Genomic DNA, 21,776 nt, shown 5'->3' with positions numbered 1-21,776 from the left:
AGAACTTATCTATCCAGCTATCTATGATGGTATATATCAATCCATACAATACCTTCAGCGTATTAACGGCTTAATTAATCAGAAAAAAGCATAATGATTTCACGACCCTTTTTTGTCCTTAAGTGCAGTCAAAAGTATCTGAAAAATAGACTCTATCATCGGTGTTGACGCTGAATTATTACGAATTAAAGCTACCGTTCGAGCAAGCTCAGGTTGTTGAAGTTGCAATACTTTTAGTTCAGGATCGCATAAATGGGCTGTATACAGTTGGGGTAAAATCGCAATTGCTAATTTTGATCGTACTAAACCGTACAGTGTTTCAATGTAATCAACTTGGTAACGTGGGTTCAGTTTTAATCGATGACTTTCAATGGTTGCCGTCACCAATCGCTGAATATTTCCTTTTGAAAAAACGGCGATATCGCGACCGTTAAGTAATTTCCAAGGTAGGTGAAACCCATGATTAGCCAATACATCATCACTATGAATAACCGCCACAAACGGGTCATCTTGCAGAGGGAAAATACGTAAATCCTGAGGTACAAAGCTATCAATAACACCGACCCCAAAGTCAATTTCATGATTAATCAATTTATTGACCAGCGAATCATTGGTTTGATCATAAAATTCAATCTTTAGTCTTGGAAAGTGTTGGCTTAATAATTCAGGCACCGCAGGAAACAGCAATGAGCTCACCGAAGGGACAAGGCCAATCCGCAGTGTACCATCGCCCCCCTCTTCAATAATTTTTTGGATTTCACTAAATGCGCGATGTGAAACACTCAATATCTGTTGGGCATGGGGCAAAATAGCCGCTCCTAATTCTGTTAAGGAGACGGATGAAGCCGTTCGGTTAATCAGTTTTCCACCTAAAACAGACTCGATTTGCCGTATCGCACTACTTAGCGCAGGCTGACTGACTGCTAAACGGCTTGCTGTTTCCGTAAAATGACGTAATTTTGCCAAAGTGACAAAATACTGAAGTTGCTTAAGCGTTAGCGCGGGCAAGCGTTGCCAAGGTTCAGTCATAGCGGCCTATTATTAAATTGATTAAATATTCCTGAAGTATTCATCGCATTATAACCTGTTCTTATGACCTGATAAATTTTATCATCTTGGCAAACGTTTGCGTTGCTCATAAAGTAACTGTCATAATTTGTAGGGATGGTGTCTTATGTGCAAAAAAGAGCAAAGCCGACGTCACGTCGTTCAGTCTGCAAAAGGGGATATTCCTTTTGACCTTTTACTCACCAATGCCAATATCATTGATATGGTCACGGGCGAAATTCGCCCTGCGGATATTGGGATCACGGGTAATCTTATTGCTAGCGTTCACCCAACAGGGTCACGCTCAGATGCAAAAGAAACTCATGATTTATCAGGCTATTTTATCTCTCCGGGACTGATTGACACACACGTACACTTAGAAAGCTCCCATTTACCACCAGTACGCTATGCCGAAATTGTCTTAACACAAGGCACAACAACCGTCTTTTGGGACCCTCATGAGCTTGCGAATGTATTAGGCCTTGAAGGTGTGCGTTATGCCATTGATGCCAGCCGAAATTTACCGCTGGATGTGATGGTAGCCGCGCCATCTTCTGTGCCTTCGACACCTGGATTAGAGATGTCAGGTGCCGATTTCGAAGGCGAAGAGATGTCGACAATGCTCAGCTGGCCAGAAGTCCACGGTGTTGCTGAAGTCATGGATATGTTTGGTGTGCTTAATGGCAGTGACCGCATGGAAGAAATTTTAGAGGCTGGGCTGCGTTCAGGAAAATTAATTGAAGGACATGCGCGCGGGCTAAAAGGGGCGGATTTACAGGCCTACCTTGCAGCGGGTGTCACATCCGATCATGAACTCACTTCAGCAGAAGATGCCCTCGAAAAATTACGCGCGGGGCTCACTCTCGAAATTCGTGGTTCACATCCTTACCTGTTACCCGACATTGTCACCACATTGAAATCACTACCTCATTTATCTTCACAGATTACCGTGTGCACGGATGATGTTCCACCTGATATGCTACTGGAAAAAGGCGGTATTATTGCTCTGCTTAACTTATTGATTGAACACGGTATGCCCGCGACTGATGCACTACGTTTTGCAACACTAAATGGTGCAATCCGTTTACAACGCAATGACTTAGGCTTAATTGCCGCGGGTCGAAAAGCCAACTTGGTGGTTTTTGATTCATTAACAATATTAAAAGCCCATTCTGTGTATGTCGCTGGCCAAAAAATTGCTGAAAAAGGTAAGTTACTCACCGCTATCAGTTCACCAAGTGATGTTTTGCCGCCTCGTGAAACGATGCGACTTTCCCCGATCACCGCTGATGATTGCAAGCTTAGAATTGATGGCATTAATAACGGTACAGCTCGTCTACGCCATATTCAAGGCGCCCGTTTTACGCAATGGGGGGAAGTTGACGTCGAAATTAATGATGGTGTAGTCCAGCTTCCTGATGATTTTAGCTTTATTCGTGTTCAACACCGCCATGCACGCCATGAAGCTAAGCCTCAAATCGCGCTGCTAGCAGGTTGGGGCGAACTTCGTGGTGCCATAGCAACAAGTTACTCCCATGATTCCCATAACCTTGTTGTATTAGGTCGTGACCCGCAAGACATGGCCATCGCATGCAATTTATTAATTGAAAGCGGTGGCGGTATGGCATTAGTGCAAAATAGCAAAGTCTTAGCCCACGTTGCGATGCCTATTGCGGGAATGCTCTCTGACCTCCCTGCACCTGAGCTTGCAGCTCAGTTTCGCCAACTCCGTGATTTAAGCAATGAAATTGCGGATTGGGAACCGCCTTACCGCGTATTTAAAGCAATTGAAGGTACCTGTCTTGCGTGCAATGCAGGGCCCCACTTAACCGATTTAGGGCTCACTGATGGCACAACGCGCCAAATTGTTGATGCTGTTATCCACCGTAATGAACATGCATAACTTAATTAAAATAATAAAAGGAGAGCCAACTCATGGCTGACAATTCAATGAATAAGCCAGTATCAGGGAATTGGCTTGAAAAACGCTTTGCCTTGCGTGAACGTGGCAGTTCAGTCAAAACTGAATGTTTAGCGGGGATCACAGGGTTCTTGGCAGCAGCTTACCTTCTAGTCGTCATCCCCGGCTTACTTGCTGCGGGCGGAATGGATAAAGGCGCTGCAACCACAGGCACGATTATTGTCTTCGTTATCGCGAGCTTATTAATGGCTTTTTATGCCAATCTACCTTTTATTGTCGGCCCGGGAATTGGCGGTTCAGTCTTAGTGGGTATCACTCTTGCAGGTAGTGAAGGCATTGATTGGCAAATCGGTTTAGGTATCGCTTGTTGGTCGGGTATTTTATTTTTCCTGCTCACTAAGTTTGGCTTGCGCGAAGTTGTCACTCGCTCCGTACCGCAATCAATTAAACTCGGATTAACTGCATCAATCGGCTTGTTTGTCGCGATATTAGGCTTTCGAAATGCCGGGTTAGTCCTTGCTAACCCAAAAACAAATGCGCTGATGTTAGGGGATTTTTTGTCTCCTGGCGCCCTGGTTGCACTGGCAGGCTTTTTTGTTGCCATTGCCTTACAAGCACGTAAAATTCCCGGCGGTATTTTGTGGGCCATTTTATTTGCCACCCTTTTAGGTATTCCTTTTGGTGTCACAAAATTACCTGAAAGCTTTATTGGTGTGCCACATTCAGTTGCCCCGGTATTAGGCCAAGTGGATTTAATTGGTGCCTTAAATATTGCCTTTTTACCGTTCCTATTTGTCTTTTTTGCCGCCGAATTCTTTTCCACAATGGGCACCACATTGGCCGTTGGCGGTGAGGCAGGTTTATTAGATGAAGAAGGTAACATGCCTAATATTAACCGCCCGTTTATTGTCGACTCCATTGCCGCAGCATTAGGCCCATGGGTGGGAATTCCTGCAGCAACTGCATTAATTGAGTCATCAGCTGCCGCAGAAGCAGGTGGTAAGACAGGTATGACCGCTTTAGCGGCTGCAATTATGTTTTTATTGATGCTGCTATTTACCCCAATTGCTTTAATGATCCCTGCTCAAGCGACAGCTCCAGCTCTGATTTTAATTGGTTTAAATATGTTCAGCGGATTACGTAAAGTCGATTTAGCTAATTTTACTGACGGATTGCCTGTATTAATGATGGTAATGATTACGTTAATCGCTAATAGTTTCGGAACAGGTATTGCTGGCGGGCTGTTATTTTATATTTTAATTAAAGCGGTTGCAGGCCAGTGGAGAGAAATCCCAATTAGTTTGTGGATCCTCGCGGTTCCGTTAGTTTATTATTTCTCGACGCTCGTTAAGCATTAATAAACTTTGAGAGATAAAAGCCGATTTGATTATCGGCTTGAGGTTGTTGACAAAGCAGGATAAAAACGTGGTTTTTCCTGCTTTGTGTTATCAGCCGAAAATCAATGAATTGATTTTCCTTAATTTTTTTCAAAACCTATCCAACCTGCAGCCAAACCTAATCGGTTTATCAGCAGGCTGAAGCCGATTTGATTATCGGCTTTTTCTATTTTGAGGATTAATTTAAAACAGCGTGGGCTTCAATTTCAATTAACCACTCAGGTAATGAAAGCCCCGTAACAATAATCCATGAAGAAGCAGGCGGCGCATCACCAAATTTTTCTTTTAATGCCTTAGCGATGTCTAATTGTTCTTCGTGGCTATTCGCGCCATCCTTGATATAAATACGCAAAACAACCACATTGGATAAATCGCCCCCCGCCTCACGCAGTACATATTCGATATTCACCAGTGACTGAACGGTTTGTTCGTAAATTCCCCCCACCACTGTTTCTTGATTAGCATTTACACCCACTTGGCCTGATAAAAATAATTGGCGAGTTCCGGTTGTTTCTATTGCTTGGCTAAATCCATACTGCAAAGAATTAAAGACAGTTGCAGGGTTAATTGATTTTTTTTCCATATTTTTATGCCCTCATTAATCAAACAGTGATGCAGTATAAATAATTTCTTCTTTAATTCTTTAAACATCGAGCAAACGGCTTTTTAATGGCACTGAAAGAGCACCAAAATACACAATAATGTGTAAACACAGATAAAAAAATAGCCCCTAACGAGGGGCTATCTAATAACGTCACTAATATTAAATTAGAGGTGGAATCGAGGGTAAAATAGGGACCTCAATGACTGTTGGCCCATTACGCTTAAACGCCTCTTCACACGCTTTTTTCACCTCTTCCACCGTTTCGGCTCTTACTGCAGCACAACCATACCCTTTACCTAAAGCCACAATATCTAGATTTGGAATATCAAGCCCCGGTACACCCGGTGTTTCTTCCAATACCGCAAAGGATTTTAAAATGGCATATTCATTGTTCTTCGGAATAATAAATACAATCGGTAAATTCTGCTGCGCCGCACTCCATAAACCTTGAATAGAATATTGCATGGAGCCATCACCAATAATAGCCATCACTGGGCGATGACGCCCACTGTCCCTTTCAGCCAATGCAATCCCCACACTTGCAGGTAAATTCCAACCTAATGAACCACTTGCGAATGTATAAAATGAGTCAGGAGATTCAATCGGCCACTCACGGTGAAGTTCGCCAAGGTTTGAAGGGGACTCTTCCACTAAGACGGTTTCTTTGGGTGAAACATCCCTTAACGCGCGAAATAACTGTGTTGCGCTCAATGTTGAGCTCTGGCTCGTTTGTTCTGGTGCCGCTGGGTGTGGCGCCATACCATGGGGTTGTTTTATCACAGTTTTTGATGCGACACGCGGCGCTACTAAGTTGATTAACCCTTCTAGAGCAAGCACCGCATCACTTAATAAGCTATCGCCAACAGGGGCTCTACCGACTTCGATTGGGTCATCCGTAATATGCAATAATCGTAATCCTTCCGGAATATAACTCCCGGCAACATAAGGGTAGTATCTAAATACTGGGGCACCAATAACAATGGCTACGTCATGCCCTTCAAGTTTTTCAGATAACGGCTTAGTCGCAAACGGTAACCCACCAGCGTATAACGGGTGTGTCTCAGGGAATGGCGGACGCTCAGAAGCAGGCGCTGCCCATACTGGGGCATTTAATTTTTCAGCAAGTTTAATGCCGATATCCCACCCTTCCCCTCGAGCAATCGCGGCGCCATAAATCAACACAGGGTTCTTTGCATTGGATAATGCAGTGGCAAACTCTTGTAGTCGAACAGGGTCATAACCAATACGCTGTGGGACTGAGCGAACAACCGCTTCTTGTGCCAATGCAGGCTTATCCCAATCATCCAGTGGGATCGATAAAAACACGGGGCCCGCAGGGGGTTGTAGCGCCATAGCATAAGCGCGCATAAAAGCTGCAGGGACATCTTCTGCACGCACAGGCTGGTAGCTCCATTTCACCCATGGCTTTGGTAGAGTTTCAGGTTCTATATTAGTTAACCAAGGCTCCATCAATAACATTTCCCGCGTTTGGTTTCCCGCCGTAATGATTAATGGCGTACGGTTCATATACGCAGTCAAAATATTGCTCATCGCATTGCTTAAACCTGCGGAGGTGTGCACATTCACCATCGCAACTTTACGCATTCCCTGTGCGTAGCCATCGGCAGCAGCAACGGCAGAGGCTTCTTGTAAGGTTTGGATATATCGAAAATCACTCGGAAAATCTTTTAAGAATGTTTCTTCTGTTGAACCAGGGTTCCCAAAAACGGTGGTAATATCCAGCTTACGTAATAAATCGAAAGTAACTTGGCGTATCGTTTTTTGCATTTAAAACACTCCATAAAACAATATTAAAACTGTCTAATAAAAAAGAAAATTTGAACTCAAGAAATTTTTAAACTGATGAATAATGTCATTATTAAATAGTCGAAATAAAATCTAACCCATTGTAATTAGTTTATCATAGCAAACAATTGACTCACGATATATTCACGTGAACTTTACTTTTATATATATTTATAATGGTATTAATAACAATAAGCTTATTAAAACAAGCGATTAATAAATTAGCTAAATTCGATAGCCTGAATAAGATGGTAAAAAAAACCAAATATATACCTGAAACAAAATTATCAAATAGAGTTTGCTTATTATATTTGTACTTATTCCATTTAATAGGTTAGACAAAATTTGCACAAACCATCTAAAACAGATTATTTGCCCCATTTTTCTCTTCAATCAGTGCATTTTCTTTTATGTTGTACATCACACTTCTTATAATTACTTAGTTGCACAATATTCAGCAGTACCCGTTTAAATTTGATTGTTATATGGCTATCTGCAGATAAACACGTTCTCTGGAAGTCAGCTATTTACGCCACCTCTCGCTATTTTCTATTCAGGAATTCACATACAAATCTGTATTACCTTACCACCTAATATCTAGACCAGGGTTAACTAAAGGTTATAGATACCCAAACAAAACTCATTGTTAAACAAAGGTTACGCAAAGTAGCTTAATTTATTAGTAATGTTAAATAATAGAAGAAGCCCAGGTAAGCTTATTTGAGGTAAAATAATGATTTTAGATGCCAGTTACACATTATTAGTTGCTTGTTTCGCGCTATTGATTGGGATGTTCGTTGTTAAATACACGCCGTTTTTACAGAAAAACCATATTCCTGAAGCTGTTGTTGGTGGCTTTATCGTGGCGATTATCTTATTGATTATTGATAAAACGGCAGGGTATTCCTTTACTTTTGATGCATCCTTACAAAGCATCTTGATGATCACCTTCTTCTCATCGATTGGGTTGAGCTCAGATTTTTCGCGATTAATAAAAGGCGGTAAGCCACTGGTATTATTAACTATTGCTGTCACCATTTTAATCGCTATTCAAAATACTGTTGGTATGGGTATGGCAGTAATGCTTAATGAGAGTCCATTTATTGGCTTAATTGCGGGATCAATCACCTTAACGGGTGGTCATGGAAACGCAGGCGCTTGGGGGCCAATATTAGCCGACAAATATGGCGTTACTGGCGCTGTTGAATTAGCGATGGCATGTGCCACATTAGGCTTAGTTTTGGGTGGTTTAATTGGTGGCCCAGTAGCACGTCATTTATTAAAAAAAGTGACAATCCCAAAAACTACTGAATTAGAAAAAGAAACGATTGTTGAAGCCTTTGAACAACCAAGTGTTAAACGTAAAATCAATGCCAATAATGTCATTGAAACTATCTCAATGCTGATTATATGTATTGTTGTTGGTGGGTATATTAGTGCCTTATTCAAAGATACAGTATTGCAATTACCAACCTTCGTTTGGTGTTTATTTGTCGGTATTATCATCCGTAATGTATTAACCCATGTATTTAAACACGAAGTGTTTGAGCCGACCGTTGATGTCCTTGGTAGCGTAGCACTGTCATTATTCTTAGCAATGGCATTAATGTCTTTAAAATTCGGACAATTAGCCAGTATGGCAGGCCCTGTTTTATTAATTATTGCCGTGCAAACGGTGGTTATGGTGCTGTTTGCCTGCTTTGTTACCTTTAAAATGATGGGTAAAGATTATGATGCTGTGGTTATTAGCGCTGGGCATTGTGGATTTGGTATGGGAGCAACACCGACTGCAATTGCAAATATGCAAACCGTCACAAAAGCATTTAGCCCTTCCCATAAAGCGTTCTTAGTCGTGCCAATGGTGGGTGCATTTATCGTGGATATTTCAAACAGTATCTTAATTAAAATATTCATCGAAATAGGTACTTATTTCACCTAATCTATTTTATAAAGTGCCAACTTATAACCAAAAGATATGAGCTGGCATTTTCCTTTCTCGTCAATATTTCCCTTCATTTAAAAATTTCTTTTCTCGCATCCGCTCACAAAATGACGACCCCATCGGATTAAATAGGATTAATTCGGTAGAATACCCTGATTAGCAAAAATGGCAGGTTTTTATAGAATGAAATTACGGCATCTTGATATTTTTTACGCAGTCATGACTTGTGGCTCTTTAACACGAGCCGCAGAAGTTCTTCATATTTCACAGCCTGCGGCCAGTAAAGCGTTAAAACATGCAGAACAGCAACTTGGATTGGTTTTATTTCAAAGAATTAGAGGAAAATTAATTCCAACGGATGAAGCTAATTTATTGTTTGAAGAGGCAAAAGAAGTTTATCAGAATTTAGATAAGCTCAGAATTTTAGCACAAAATTTATCCCGTAATCCGCAAGGTAAGTTAGCAATAGGTTGCTTACCAAGCCTAGGTCTAAACTTAGTGCCTGAAGTCACCGCCCTGTTTATTAAAAAACACCCAAATATCAAGCTTACGATAGGGACACATCACACCACAGATATTCTGCAATTATTAACCCAGCAAGATTTAGACATTGGTATCGGCTTTAATCTTGAAATCGAAGGGGGGATTACCGTGCTGCCAATTGCCGATATTCCCTTAGTCTATGTTGACAGTAGGCCGCCATTACACTCGCCAGTATCCTTAGTTGATATCGACCAAGAACGTTGGATCCATCCAGGCTCTGACTCCTTATCTCAACTACTACAAAAACGTCATCAATTCGCTGAATCAAATATCAGCGTACACACCTACCATATGGCTGCTGAGTTTGTTCAAGCAGGTTTAGGTTGCAGTATTACAGATATTTTCTCAGCAGAGCACACGCTGCCCGAGTCGATGATTTACCCATTAAAAGAAGGATTACGATTAGCCGTTTCCGTTTTCCACCGTGCGGATAGGCCATTAACCAAAGCAGCACAAAATTACGTCAATACATTAGCGTTAACCCTCGAAAAAAGGAATAGAGTCGTTAACCAAAAGTTATACTCTGGTAATGAAAACTCAATTGTTTAGTTAACTCATTCGCCGTTAAATATTCATTCCTACGTTATTATGGGTTACGGAATATTATGGCTAAACATGTGGTGATTATTGGAGCAGGTGTGATTGGGTTAAGCACCGCATACGCGCTAATTAAAGCGGGTCAAACCGTCACATTGCTTGAATCTGATTCAGATGTCGGGATGCAAACCAGCTTTGCGAATGGTGGTCAGCTGAGCTACCGTTATGTTTCGCCACTTGCCGATGCCGGTGTTCCTTTGCAAGGACTGCGCTGGATGGGGAAAAACGACTCCCCGCTAAACCTAAAAATAACGCCATCAATTCAGCAATGGTCATGGTTAGCCCAATTTACCCTTGCCTGTAATCGCAAAACAAATAAAGTGAATGGCGCACATCTTTTGCGTTTATCGCTATTAAGCCAAAAAATCATGAATATATGGCGGGAAACCGGTGATATCTCTGACTTTGCTTGGGAAAAATCGGGGAAATTAATTATTCACCGTGATCAAAAAAGTTTCCAAAAAGCCTGCGAAACGGTTGATAGCCAATTTCAAAAGATATTAACACCCGATGAAGTGGTTGAGTTAGAGCCATCCTTAAAGCATATTCAGTCCCAACTCGTTGGTGCAATTTATGCCCCCGATGATGAAAGTGCAGATTGTTATTTGTTTTGCAAAAACCTACTGCAATATTTACACACGCAACCACAGTTTACCCTCTGCTTACAGCACAGTGTGAAGTCATTTATTCAACACGATAATTGCATTACCGGAATCGTCACTCACCAGGGAAATATTCAGGCGGATGAGGTTATTGTTTGTGCGGGCAACGGCAGCCGAGAATTACTGAAACCGCTGGGAATTGATGTACCTATGTTAGGTTTAAAGGGATATAGCCTTAGTGTTGAATATCCTCAAGCTGAGCATTGCGTGCCCAAAATTAATGTGACGGATTATGGTAATAAAATTGTTTATGCCAAATTAAACGACCAACTGCGCATCGCAGCTATGGTTGATATTGGTTATGATGATTCAGGGCTGCGTGATAACCGTGTGAATGCCTTAAAAGATATCGTAAAAAAAACATTCCCGCATTTACCTAAAGTGGATGATGCACCCGCTTGGTATGGGTTACGACCTTCAACGCCAAAAGGCCCTCCGTTATTAGGAAAAACTGCATACAAAAACCTTTGGCTAAATATTGGTCATGGGAGTTTAGGGTTTACTTTAGCGGCGGGCAGTGCAGAGATATTAAGCCAATTGATCACCGCACAAACATCCCCTATTTCTCTTACAGGATTAACGAGGTAAACATGAGTATTAAACGTAATAACCCAAAACCGCGCCTAGCAGACAGTGTTGAATTTGGCGGCCTTGTGTACTTATCTGGACAAGTTCCGAGTGATTTAACAGGCGATATTACCCAGCAAACTCAAGAAGTTCTTGATAAAATTGATGCTTTATTAGCAGCAAGCCAAAGTGATAAAACCTGCATTTTATCTGCCCAAGTATGGATTAAAAATATGCCGCGCGACTTTGCTGCATTTAACGCAGTTTGGGAAAGCTGGATGCCTGTTGAACATAGCCCTGCACGTGCAGCCGTTGAGGCGAATATGGCGCGAGAGCAAGTTCTGGTAGAAATTATGGTGACGGCAGTTCAACGATAACGTCGAATATTATTGAGTAAAGGGCGACAAAATTACCGCCCTATTTTAGTTTACAGCCTACTAATTTACAGCCGATAAATGGCATTTTTCTTGTTTATCTTGTTGGCCCTTGACGCCATTTTTGTATGCGACAATATCCGCCATTATCGCTAACGCAATTTCAGGCGGGGTTTTGCTCCCAATTGGAATGCCAATGGGAGCGTGAACTCGGTCAATTTCCGCCAGCGACATTCCACCAGATCCCAATAACCGTTCACGGCGGCGTGCACTCGTGCGGCTTGATCCCATAGCACCAATGTAAAACGCTGGAGTATTCACGGCCTCCATTAGTGTTAAGTCATCAATGCGAGGATCATGTGTTAAAGATACAATCGCCGTATTGGGCGTACAGCTTTGCGACTCTAAATAACGGGCAGGAAATAATTTAATGACTTCAAACTGGTTAGAAAGCTGCCCAGCAAAACGTACTAACTCATCCTCACGGTGTTCACAAATAATCACTTCGAACCCCAATGTTGCCGCAAAATCTGCACAATAAATCCCCACATTCGAGATCCCAGCAATAATTAATCGCGGCGGTGCAGCAATATAAAATTGGATATCATCACCAGCGCGCTCTATTTGAGTTGGAATTTGTTGATTCTTAACTGTGCTAATTTCACCGTGTTGAGGCAAGGTGACTCTTTTATTAATTGCAGTATATCCCAATAGTGCTTGATGTATTTCAGTGAGATAGTGAACACTTTCATCACTCTTAGGCAAATATTCGATTAAAACATCTAAACTACCATCACAAGGCAAATTCACTTTTGCCTCTAATCCACCGCGACCATAGCGAACAACTTGGCTACCATTTAGGTACTTAGCATCTTGGACTCGCTGAATAAAATCTTCTTCAATACAACCACCAGATAAAGACCCAACATACTGGCCATCCGCTTTTGCAACAAGAAGCGATCCAGGGCTGCGAGGTGAAGAACCGTATGTACTTAGCACTGTACATAACCAAATAGGCTCTTCTTTTACCCAAGAAAGGGCTTGAGAGATAACAAAAACATCTTCACGCAGCATACTTGCTCCTATTCATTATCAACTACTGGATAATCAATATCTTTAATAACACTTTTATCATTTATTGCTAATTCATAAACAAAATGGTGACGTAATATTGATTTTGCCCCTTCATCTCCTGTTAATTGAATTAAATCTGAATAATACCTTGCAGATATTCCCACTGGGTGCCCCGGCAACCCGTTATATACAGGCCTAACCAACGGATGATGATTCAGATTATTTGCAACACAGATAAATAGTTCACTACTTATATAAGGCATATCCGCTAGATGAATTAACCACCCCTCTAAATGAGAGGTATTTTTAACACCCAACGCAATAGACTCGCCTAATCCATCGCTATTCAACAATGAAAATGGAATATTAAATTGTAAGCAAATATGAATAACTCCCTGATTATCTGGACGAGTCACCACGTGAACTGGAAGCCTGCTTCCCATTGAATTTAAAAGCGTTTTTTCAAAAACAGTTTGCTCATCTAATAAAAAATTCAATTTACTGCCTTTTCCACCCGCTTTTTGGAATCGCTTACTGTGACCAGCTGCTAATATTAATATGCCAATATTCATGATTTTAATTATTCATTAGTATATTTATTTGTGCTTTAATAAATAAAGGATATTCAATGAGATAACAAGTTATTATTTATATTAATTTGCCAACCATTCACAATTAGACGATATTTGAATCAGTATGTAATACTTTTTAGAGTAATGATAAATAAAATAATATAAATGCAATATAATAAGTGTAAGGGTTTATTATGAGCAAAAGCAATGTCGAACTCTCCCGCAGACACTTTCTAAAATGTGCCGTTATTGCTGGAATTTCAGTGTATCTCGCCCCTTTGTATAGCCGCGCTTTTGATGTGCTATTTGAGGAAAAAATTCTACAGTCTCCAGACTGGAACCCCGTTGATAAGCGAATCAAATTCCGTATTGACGCTTTCTCTAAGGTCCAAGGTGAGAAAGTTTTCGCCAGAGACATTCGAGCACGGGATATCCCTCACTGGCCGAAAAAACAAGGCCACGCATTTTTACTCAGAGTGACTCAAGCGGATAAAATCTACCAAGGTTTTAACCTTGAAAGGCTCAGTGATGGCTTAATGCCAGACCGTATTGTGACGGCCAGTGACTTAGAAAAAGATGGTGTCGCTTTCCCTGAGTTTTATGGAGAAGACTTACTTCTTCCTGAAGGAAAAACACCTGCCTACTTAGGTCAAGCGGTGGCACTGCTCATTTACCATGACTTTGCAAAATTCCGTTTTGCTAAAGAAACGCTTAAATTCCACGATGATATTATTCAATATGGCTCATTTACTGGGCCATTAGAGCGCGACCCTTGGGGCACCTATCGAGGGGTACGTATTGGAAGTGAAAATCCTTACGACCCAGATATTTACTCCAGTATGAAAGACATGCCTATCTCACCCATTGGGATGAAAAAACACCTTCCCGTATGGCCTGAAGGCCGTGAAGGTGGAAAACTGGATGAAGAAGGCATGTTGTTTGCTGATGAGCTGGCAAAACAACTGGAAAACCCACCTGAAGATTGGTTGGTGATTAAACGTAAATATACGACCCAATCCATTGATACCGCGGCTCTAGAGCCTGATAATGCCAATGGCTGGTATGATGCAAAAACGCAATCATTCCACCTTGTGATCCCAACTCAGTCACCGCAAGAAGTGGCGGCATCATTGCCTGAAATGCTGGCTAAATCAACGTTCCCAATTAAGCAAATATTTCTACATCCTTGTTTTACAGTGGGTTATGGTTCAAAAGACCACGCCCCATTCCCTTATTATGGCGCTATGGCAACACTATATGGCGATGGCGTACCTATTCGTCTGGCCAATGACCGCTATGAGCAATTCCAATCCAGTATCAAACGCCATGCCTTCGATATGGATTACACATTAGCCGTCAACAAGAAAACCCATAAAATTGAAGCGCTCAATGCCTCATTTATTGGCGATGGTGGTGGGCGCTGTAACTTTACTCCATCCGTTGTAATGGTGGGTGCCACAGGTGCGCAAGCCATTTATTACATTCCCCGTAGTGACCTTTCTGCAATTGGTATTGCATCACGAGCGGTCGATGCAGGCTCTGCCCGAGGTTACGGCACACTGCAAGCCATGGCTGCTACCGATATGTTAATGGAAGAAGCGGCGAAGCTGCTTAAGGCTGACCCCATTGAATTTCGCCTAAACAATCTAATCAAATCAGGGATGAAAAATACCCAAGGGGCAATCCCGGGCGGCGCTATTCGTGCTGATGAAGTATTAACGCGCTGCGCAGCTCACCCGATGTGGACCGAAAGGGCCAAACGCAAAGCTGATTACGAAGCCAAAAATAGTGGGAAATTTTTTGGTACAGGGATTTCCTGTGTGCAAAAAGACTTTGGGACAGGCGCGGAATCATCATTTGCTCGTGTAGAGCTAACGCGAGAAGGCAAAATTGCCATCTACCACAGTGGGGCTGAAATGGGGACAGGCATGTCGACCTCTCAAGCCGTTGTATGCGCAAAATGGCTTGGAAAACCCGCTGAACTTGCTCACTTTTCTGTCGCTGATTGGTCGATTTTACCCATGGTATCAACGGGTAACCCGTTTGCCATGGCACAGGAAGAACAAGACCGCTTAGCGCAAAACCCACTCTGGACGCCAAATTATTGCTCACCGTCAAGTGCCAGTAACTCCGCATACTACTTTACCCACAGTACCGAGGAAGCGGCACGACTCGTGTTCGAACATGGGTTGTGGCCTGCGGCAATGTCAATTTGGCAAGAAGGCATTGGCGGAGGACAAGCTGCACCATTAGTTGTACGCCGCGAAGATGCACGTTGGGTCGCCGAGGGGCTAACGGCCGATGGATTAGAAGTGCTGAGCTTACAGCGATTAATCGATCGCACCTTTGAAATGGGCGGTGTAACTGGCGTGGTTAGCCACGTATTTAACCGCTGGCAATGGGCTGAAGCCGACTTTCGTATTCAAGGCGAGATGCGCCGCTTACCCGTTGATGGGCTCTCATTGCGTTTTGCTGAAAAAGATTACCAAGTCTGCCATCGTGAAAAAGCCTATTACCCTGATACGCAAAGAAATAACGCAGGTGTAACCTACTACAGTGCGGTGGCGACTGTCACAGAGTTGTCCATTGATAAAGCCACTGGTCAGGTTGAATTACTTGACCACCATACCGTTGTGGAATGCGGTAATTTAATCGTTCCACAATTGGTTTCAGGGCAAATCCAAGGCGGGCTCGCTATGGGTATCGGCCATGCCCTCCATGAATATTTACCTCTATATGAAGACGGCCCCGGCAATGGAACATGGAACTTCAACCGTTACCATCTTCCGCTCGCCAGTGACGTTGCAGTTTGGCAGCAGACAAGTGAAATCCTACCGGGACTCTCAGAAACCGATCCTCCAAAAGGGGTTGCTGAGGTAGTGATGATCCCTGTGGTTTCATCTATCGTCAATGCTATCGCCGATGCAACTGGCCACCATTTCTTGCACCTACCAGTGCGTGCTACAGATATTCAAGAGGTATTATCATGAGTTTAAATTTCCTTCCACTGACCTTAACCATCAACGGCCAATCTTATGGACCAATGGATGTACCTGAAGGCCTCATGATGATTGATTTCCTTCACGAATACGTCGATTTAACGGGTTCACGTTTAGGCTGCGGTCAAGGCATCTGCCACGCCTGTGTGGTGATCTTAGACCACCCATCTGGCACCAGTGAAGAAGTTCGTACCTGCATCACTGGCGCTCACTTCTTTAACAACAAAAGCATTCGCACCATCGAGGGTGCTGCAACGAAAGAAGAAAATGGGGATGTAAAATTATCCCCTGTACAACAAGCCTTTATCGAAAACTTTAGTTTTCAATGTGGCTATTGCACCCCGGGCTTTGTCAACGCCGCCACTATTTTTGTTGAAGAACTTCAACGTAATCCAATTAAAGAGGAAGACTTAGAAGAAGCCATTAAGCAGGCACTGAACAACCATATTTGCCGCTGCACAGGCTATGTTCGTTACTATGAAGCGGTGCGTGAAGTTGTTCTTGCTACTCCTGGGCTGATTAAGGAGGCAATCAAATGATCAAAAAAATCATTTTATGGCTCGTGGCGATTATCATTGTCGTTTGGGCTGTGCTTTACTGGTATGAAAGCCGAACATTAGATGGCCCTGTACAACAGGTGACCTCGACACCCCAAGAAATTGAACGAGGCCGTTATCTGGCTCTTGCCAGTGACTGTGCAGCTTGCCATACCAGCACTAACGGCGCACCACTTGCGGGCGGCTTTCCCCTTGATACACCTTTTGGCACCATCTACAGCAGCAACTTAACCCCTTCTGCGGATTTTGGGATTGGTCGCTGGACAAAAGATGAGTTTTATAAAGCACTTACCCAAGGGATTTCTCCACCCAGCAAGCACCTCTACCCTGCGATGCCATATACCTCTTATAAGGGCATGACACGGGAAGATTCCGATGCAATTTACAGTTATTTGATGAGCCGCCCAGCCGTGGATGTCGCACCACCCGAAAATTCATTACCTTTCCCGCTCAATCAGCGTATGGCAATGATTGGTTGGAACATGCTGTTTTTTAATGATAAACCACTCCCAGATAGCTCCCAAGGTAGTTCCCCTGAATGGCAACGTGGGAAATATTTAGTTAACGTATTGGAACACTGCTCCGAATGCCACACTCCAAGAGGTGCTTTGGGGGAAATGGAGTTGGATAACTTTATGAAAGGCGGTGCTTTAGGGCGCTTTATCGCCCCAGATATTACGCCAGAAGCACTGGCGGCAAGGGGCTGGACAAAACAGGATTTACAACAATTTTTCATGACAGGTATCACCCCTCAAGGCTCAGCCTATAGTGATATGCACCCTGTGATTTACCTGAGTTCGCAACATTTAACCCCTGAGGATAATAGCGCAATCGCCTCTTATCTGATGGGCGACAACCCACCGGCTACATTGCCATTAAAAATGGGGGAAGGTAACCCACAAGGCCGACAAGTATATTTAGAAACCTGTTCAGGCTGCCACTCTTATGACGGTGGCGGTAAACCAAATGTTGCCGTTGCAATGAAAGGCAATTCAACATTACGTGATGTAGACAGTACCAATCTGATTAATACTATTTTGGATGGTTTACCGGAACAACAATTTCCGAATAACCAAAGTCTACAAAGCATGCCAGGGTTTGCAAATAAGTTGAATGACCAACAAATCAGCGAGTTAGTCAACTTTTTGCGTGTTGAATGGGGCGGGCAACCTGCCGATATCACACCTGAACACATTAAAGCCTTACGTCAATAACCTCCCACAAAGCCAGACTAATGATACTAGTCTGGCTTCCCATTTAAATTAATAATAAATCTAAAACATAATCGCTATATATTTTATTGCATATTGATTTTGTTTTAAAATAATTAAAATTATTTAATCCCAATAATTTAAACAATCATTTTAGGTAGTGATTTTCGTTAAAATTATCTAATTAAGATGACTCCACCAAGATTATTCACTTTCTTGTATAAAACCCTTTACTCACTTCCCATAACCCTTTATAGATACCCATATTATTTATGTAACTAATTGAGCAATCACATATTAACCATCAAAATGCGACGTAGTTTATTTGTCATAAAATAATCTTATATTTAATGATACAAACACACTATTTATTACTGCCGCTAATGCAAATCCCCCTAATAATAAAATTTGGGAGTACATAATGACGGGACATATTTCTAGACGTAATTTTATTAAATTGGGTACCATCGCAGGGATTACCATCATGGTAGGTAAACTCCCTTTCGCTCTTGCCGTTGAGTTGGACTCTGACTCACCGAAAACCGACTGGATTGGGCAAAATGGTAAAGCGCGTTTCCGTTGGGATGGCGTCGAAAAAGTCACAGGTAGAAAAAATTTCGCCCGTGATTACCGAGCCAAAGATATTCCGGGCTGGCCGACAAAACAAAGCTATGCCTTTATGTTAAAAGCTACGGATGCAGAGAAAACGTTCGAAGGCATTGATATTTCTATGTTAGGGCCAAATTTACAGCCTGACAGAGTTGTCTTACAAGAAGATTTGATCCGTGACGGCCTAAATATCCCCCAAGATACAGGAATGGGTAAAGGGTTTTATGGTACCAATGTGCTCGTTCCGTTAGGGGAAACCGCGCCAATTATTGGCCACCCCGTCGCTATTTTGATTTACCAAGACTTTGATAAGTACAGTGCGGCGCAGCGTATGTTACGCTTTGCGACGAATACGGTGAAATATGGCGCGGTCACAGGCCCTAAACCGCCAGCAAACTATGGTGCGGCTCGCTATGTGCGAATTGGGGGAGAAACCCCGCTTTCCCCGTCAATTTTCTCCCCTTACCAAGATTCTGGGATCAAAGGGGGTTTTGATGGCAATACACCTGTTTGGCCCCCTTATGACCCCAAACATGCCATCACGGTTCCCCCCGTTATCCGCAAAGATCGTGGTGGTGGCTTTATTCAAGCCCTTCATCAAGCAGAACAACGGCCTGATAAACAAGAAAGAGCCATGGATTACGCACGGGAAATTGAGCAAGAAATTTCCGCCGCACGCCAAAACCCAGACAAATTTGTGCTTGAACGCCACGGTTTTTCCCAATCTATCGACCCTTGCGCCATGGAGCCAGATAACTGCAATACATGGTATGACGCCGAAACTAAGACTCTGCATATTTTGACCGCCACACAATCCCCAGCTGGCGTGGTCAATGCTGCGGCAGAATTATCCAAAAATAATAAACACTTTACTGTTGAAAACATTGTTTTATTAACAGGCTCAACGGTAGGTTATGGTTCAAAGGATTATTCGGTTTTTCCATTCTATGCCTTAGTCGCCAGTTTCTATGCAGATGGCCTGCCTGTGCGCATGGCGAATGACCGTTATGAACAGTTCCAAATGGGTATGAAGCGCCATTCTATTGAAATGGACGTGACCATCATTGGCGATAAAAAAACCGGTAAATTCGATGTATTAAAAGGTACGTATAACTGCAATGGCGGAGGGCGTGAAAACTTATCCGTTGCGGTTTCTCACGTTGCGGTTCGTGGCGCACAGTCGATTTATTATTTCCCTAAATCAGATTTAACCGCACTCGCTATGGCAACACCAGCGGTTGAGGCAGGTTCAATGCGGGGCTTTGGTTCGCTGCAATCTATGGCGGTGACCGAATTGATGGTGGACGAAATCGCCCATAACCTCAATATCGACCCAATAGAGCTACGCCGCCGCAACGCTATTTTAGAAGGTTACCCGAATACCCAAGGTGGCGTGATTGCCGGTGACCCGCGCAATGTGGAAATGCTAAACCTTGCCGAAAAACACCCGATTTGGGTCGAACGTGAGAAAAATAAAACGGAATATGACGCCAAAAACCCCGGAAAACTATATGGCGTTGGCTTTGCACAAGTTCAACAAGTGTATGGCTCCAGTGGCGTTCCTACTATTCTTTCCCTTGAATTTGACGCAGATGGCAAACTGACCATGCGCCACTGTATGCAAGAAATCGGTACAGGGGGAACTACCGCCCAACAAGTGATGGTGTGGCAAGCTCTCAGTAAAGCCCCTGACGTGGTGGAATTTGGCGTCACAGAGTTTGCGGAATTGCCGTTAAAAACCAGTTGGGCCGATCAGAAAAAGCAAGACGAACTCGCTAAAAGCGACCCGTACTGGACCCCCGCCTTGATCCCAGATATGAGCTCATCCAGTGGCGTCTACTACATCGGTTTCGGAACGCGCCAAGCGGGTCATTTTTTACTGGAAAATACCTTATGGCCTGCGGCAAAAAGCATTTGGAGTGAAGGCCCTGGCGGCGGTGCATTTAACGGCCTAAATGTTGAGTTTTCAGATATTCGTGTTGGCCCTGAGGGGATTGGCGGTGGCGGTATGAAACCCATTCCCTTCAATATTTTAGCTAAACGCGCCCATGAAATGGGGCTAATTACAGGGGTTGCGGTACATGGTTATTCTAGTTGGCAATGGGCTCGCGCAGATTTTGATATTCCAACCGTAGGGTTAAAAAACCTGCCTCTTGATGCCATATCCATTCGCTATGGTGATGACGCACCTGATGCATTGAAGAAACAAATGACAACGGGCGGCTACCACTTTATCAAACGTAAAATGGCGTACTACCCGCCGACTCAGCGTGCGAAAGCAGACCCAACAACGGTCACTCCTGCGTGTTGCTTGGTTGAGCTCAACGTCAACACCATGACGGGGGAAGTGGATGTAATGCGCCATCATATGATTATGGACCCCGGTACCATGATAGTCCCAGAGCTGGTTTCGGGGCAAATTCAAGGTGGTACGGCAATGGGCATCGGACATGCATTGATGGAAGAACTTCCGTTGTATGAAGATGGCCCGGGTAACGGCACGTGGAACTTTAACCGTTATGTTTTACCTCGTGCAAAAGACGTGGCGGTTTGGCAACAAACTATCGATTATTTGCCGCGGCTGTCTGAAACCTCGCCGCCAAAAGGCATGGCAGAACTGGGGATGATCCCTATCCTGCCTGCCACCAGCAACGCACTCACCCACGCGACGGGGAAACGTTTTTATGAATTCCCAATTACAGTAGATAAAATTAAAAAGGCCCTCTCATGAATATCACTAATGCCGTTCCGATTATTGAGCGCAAGCCATTAACTCTAACTATCAATGGTCAAAAAATAGGCCCTATTGATGTCCCTGTTGGGATGCCGATGATTGAGTTTCTCCATGAATACCTCGACCTAACTGGGACTCACTTTGGTTGTGGGCAAGGCATTTGCCACGCCTGCACCATCATGGAAATTCAGCCTGATGGCACCACCGTTGAAAGCCGTACCTGTATTTTTGGTGCACACTATTTTAATAACAAAAACATTGTCACTATCGAAGGGCAAGCAAAGCTAGATGAGCAAGGAAAAGTGGTTGAATTAACCCCTATCCAACAAGCCTTTATCGAAAATTTTTCGTTCCAATGCGGCTACTGTGCTCCGGGTTTTGTGACAGGCGCTACCGTGTTCCTCGATAAGCTCAAGAAAAATCCAGTCAAACGAGCCGACCTTGAACACGCCATTGAAGAGGCGCTAAATGAACATATCTGCCGCTGCACGGGATATGTACGTTACTACGAAGCCGTGAGGAAAGTCGCCCTCGACACTCCCGGCTGCGTGATTGATTAA

Annotated in this window: 16 protein-coding genes; 11 read left to right on the top strand and 5 right to left on the bottom strand. The window is 43.3% G+C overall.

The window, feature by feature from the left end; all coding sequences use genetic code 11:
- Positions 1–99: 99 nt before the first annotated feature.
- Positions 100–1,029, bottom strand: coding sequence for a LysR family transcriptional regulator (locus tag J6836_RS00950; RefSeq protein ID WP_219246061.1), 930 nt, complete (start codon positions 1,027–1,029; stop codon positions 100–102).
- Between the two features lie 145 nt (positions 1,030–1,174).
- Between J6836_RS00950 and J6836_RS00945 the strand changes: the two genes are divergently transcribed.
- Together J6836_RS00945 and J6836_RS00940 are read left to right on the top strand one after the other, a co-directional pair.
- On the top strand, positions 1,175–2,950 hold the full coding sequence (locus J6836_RS00945) for an adenine deaminase (protein ID WP_219246060.1): 1,776 nt from the start codon (positions 1,175–1,177) through the stop codon (positions 2,948–2,950).
- Between the two features lie 32 nt (positions 2,951–2,982).
- Positions 2,983–4,326, top strand: coding sequence for an NCS2 family permease (locus tag J6836_RS00940; protein WP_219246059.1), 1,344 nt, complete (start codon positions 2,983–2,985; stop codon positions 4,324–4,326).
- Between the two features lie 217 nt (positions 4,327–4,543).
- On the opposite strand, the gene J6836_RS00935 is transcribed toward J6836_RS00940, so the two are convergent.
- Together J6836_RS00935 and mdlC are read right to left on the bottom strand one after the other, a co-directional pair.
- Complete coding sequence (locus J6836_RS00935; protein WP_219246058.1) at positions 4,544–4,948, bottom strand: RidA family protein; 405 nt, start codon at positions 4,946–4,948, stop codon at positions 4,544–4,546.
- Positions 4,949–5,128: 180 nt separating this feature from the next.
- Positions 5,129–6,757 (bottom strand): benzoylformate decarboxylase, encoded by a 1,629-nt coding sequence (gene mdlC / locus J6836_RS00930; protein WP_219246057.1) that lies wholly within the window; start codon positions 6,755–6,757, stop codon positions 5,129–5,131.
- Between the two features lie 751 nt (positions 6,758–7,508).
- On the opposite strand from mdlC, the gene gltS reads away from it, so the two are divergent.
- The 4 genes from gltS (at position 7,509) to J6836_RS00910 (ending at position 11,463) form a co-directional block, all read left to right on the top strand.
- Positions 7,509–8,714, top strand: coding sequence for a sodium/glutamate symporter (gene gltS, locus J6836_RS00925; RefSeq protein ID WP_219246056.1), 1,206 nt, complete (start codon positions 7,509–7,511; stop codon positions 8,712–8,714).
- Positions 8,715–8,900: 186 nt separating this feature from the next.
- Positions 8,901–9,809 (top strand): LysR family transcriptional regulator, encoded by a 909-nt coding sequence (locus J6836_RS00920; RefSeq protein WP_219246055.1) that lies wholly within the window; start codon positions 8,901–8,903, stop codon positions 9,807–9,809.
- Between the two features lie 56 nt (positions 9,810–9,865).
- Positions 9,866–11,107: a D-amino acid dehydrogenase gene (locus tag J6836_RS00915; RefSeq protein WP_219246054.1), complete on the top strand. Its 1,242-nt coding sequence runs from the start codon at positions 9,866–9,868 to the stop codon at positions 11,105–11,107.
- A gap of 2 nt (positions 11,108–11,109) precedes the next feature.
- Positions 11,110–11,463, top strand: coding sequence for a RidA family protein (locus J6836_RS00910; protein ID WP_219246053.1), 354 nt, complete (start codon positions 11,110–11,112; stop codon positions 11,461–11,463).
- A gap of 60 nt (positions 11,464–11,523) precedes the next feature.
- Here J6836_RS00910 and J6836_RS00905 read toward each other — a convergent pair whose 3' ends face one another.
- Both J6836_RS00905 and J6836_RS00900 read right to left on the bottom strand, forming a co-directional pair.
- Positions 11,524–12,534 (bottom strand): XdhC family protein, encoded by a 1,011-nt coding sequence (locus J6836_RS00905; RefSeq protein ID WP_219246052.1) that lies wholly within the window; start codon positions 12,532–12,534, stop codon positions 11,524–11,526.
- Positions 12,535–12,542: 8 nt separating this feature from the next.
- Entirely contained in the window at positions 12,543–13,106 is a 564-nt protein-coding gene (locus J6836_RS00900; protein WP_219246051.1) for a nucleotidyltransferase family protein, read from the bottom strand.
- Between the two features lie 194 nt (positions 13,107–13,300).
- On the opposite strand from J6836_RS00900, the gene J6836_RS00895 reads away from it, so the two are divergent.
- The 5 genes from J6836_RS00895 to J6836_RS00875 all read left to right on the top strand — a co-directional run bounded on the left by J6836_RS00895 (position 13,301) and on the right by J6836_RS00875 (position 21,776).
- On the top strand, positions 13,301–16,096 hold the full coding sequence (locus tag J6836_RS00895) for a xanthine dehydrogenase family protein molybdopterin-binding subunit (RefSeq protein ID WP_219246050.1): 2,796 nt from the start codon (positions 13,301–13,303) through the stop codon (positions 16,094–16,096).
- Positions 16,093–16,644, top strand: a complete 552-nt coding sequence (locus tag J6836_RS00890; RefSeq protein WP_219246049.1) for a (2Fe-2S)-binding protein — start codon at positions 16,093–16,095, stop codon at positions 16,642–16,644. Before J6836_RS00895 ends, J6836_RS00890 begins: the two co-directional genes overlap by 4 nt.
- A complete protein-coding gene (locus J6836_RS00885; protein ID WP_219246048.1) occupies positions 16,641–17,876 on the top strand; it encodes a cytochrome c in 1,236 nt (411 codons plus the stop codon). Before J6836_RS00890 ends, J6836_RS00885 begins: the two co-directional genes overlap by 4 nt.
- Positions 17,877–18,294: 418 nt before the next feature.
- Complete coding sequence (locus tag J6836_RS00880; RefSeq protein WP_219246047.1) at positions 18,295–21,213, top strand: xanthine dehydrogenase family protein molybdopterin-binding subunit; 2,919 nt, start codon at positions 18,295–18,297, stop codon at positions 21,211–21,213.
- Entirely contained in the window at positions 21,210–21,776 is a 567-nt protein-coding gene (locus J6836_RS00875; RefSeq protein ID WP_219246046.1) for a (2Fe-2S)-binding protein, read from the top strand. Before J6836_RS00880 ends, J6836_RS00875 begins: the two co-directional genes overlap by 4 nt.

This window comes from Providencia sp. R33 (assembly GCF_019343475.1).
In the GTDB taxonomy this organism is placed as follows: Bacteria; Pseudomonadota; Gammaproteobacteria; order Enterobacterales; family Enterobacteriaceae; genus Providencia.
Note: the sequence above shows the minus strand (reverse complement) of the source record. Positions and strands in the feature narration are given on the sequence as shown.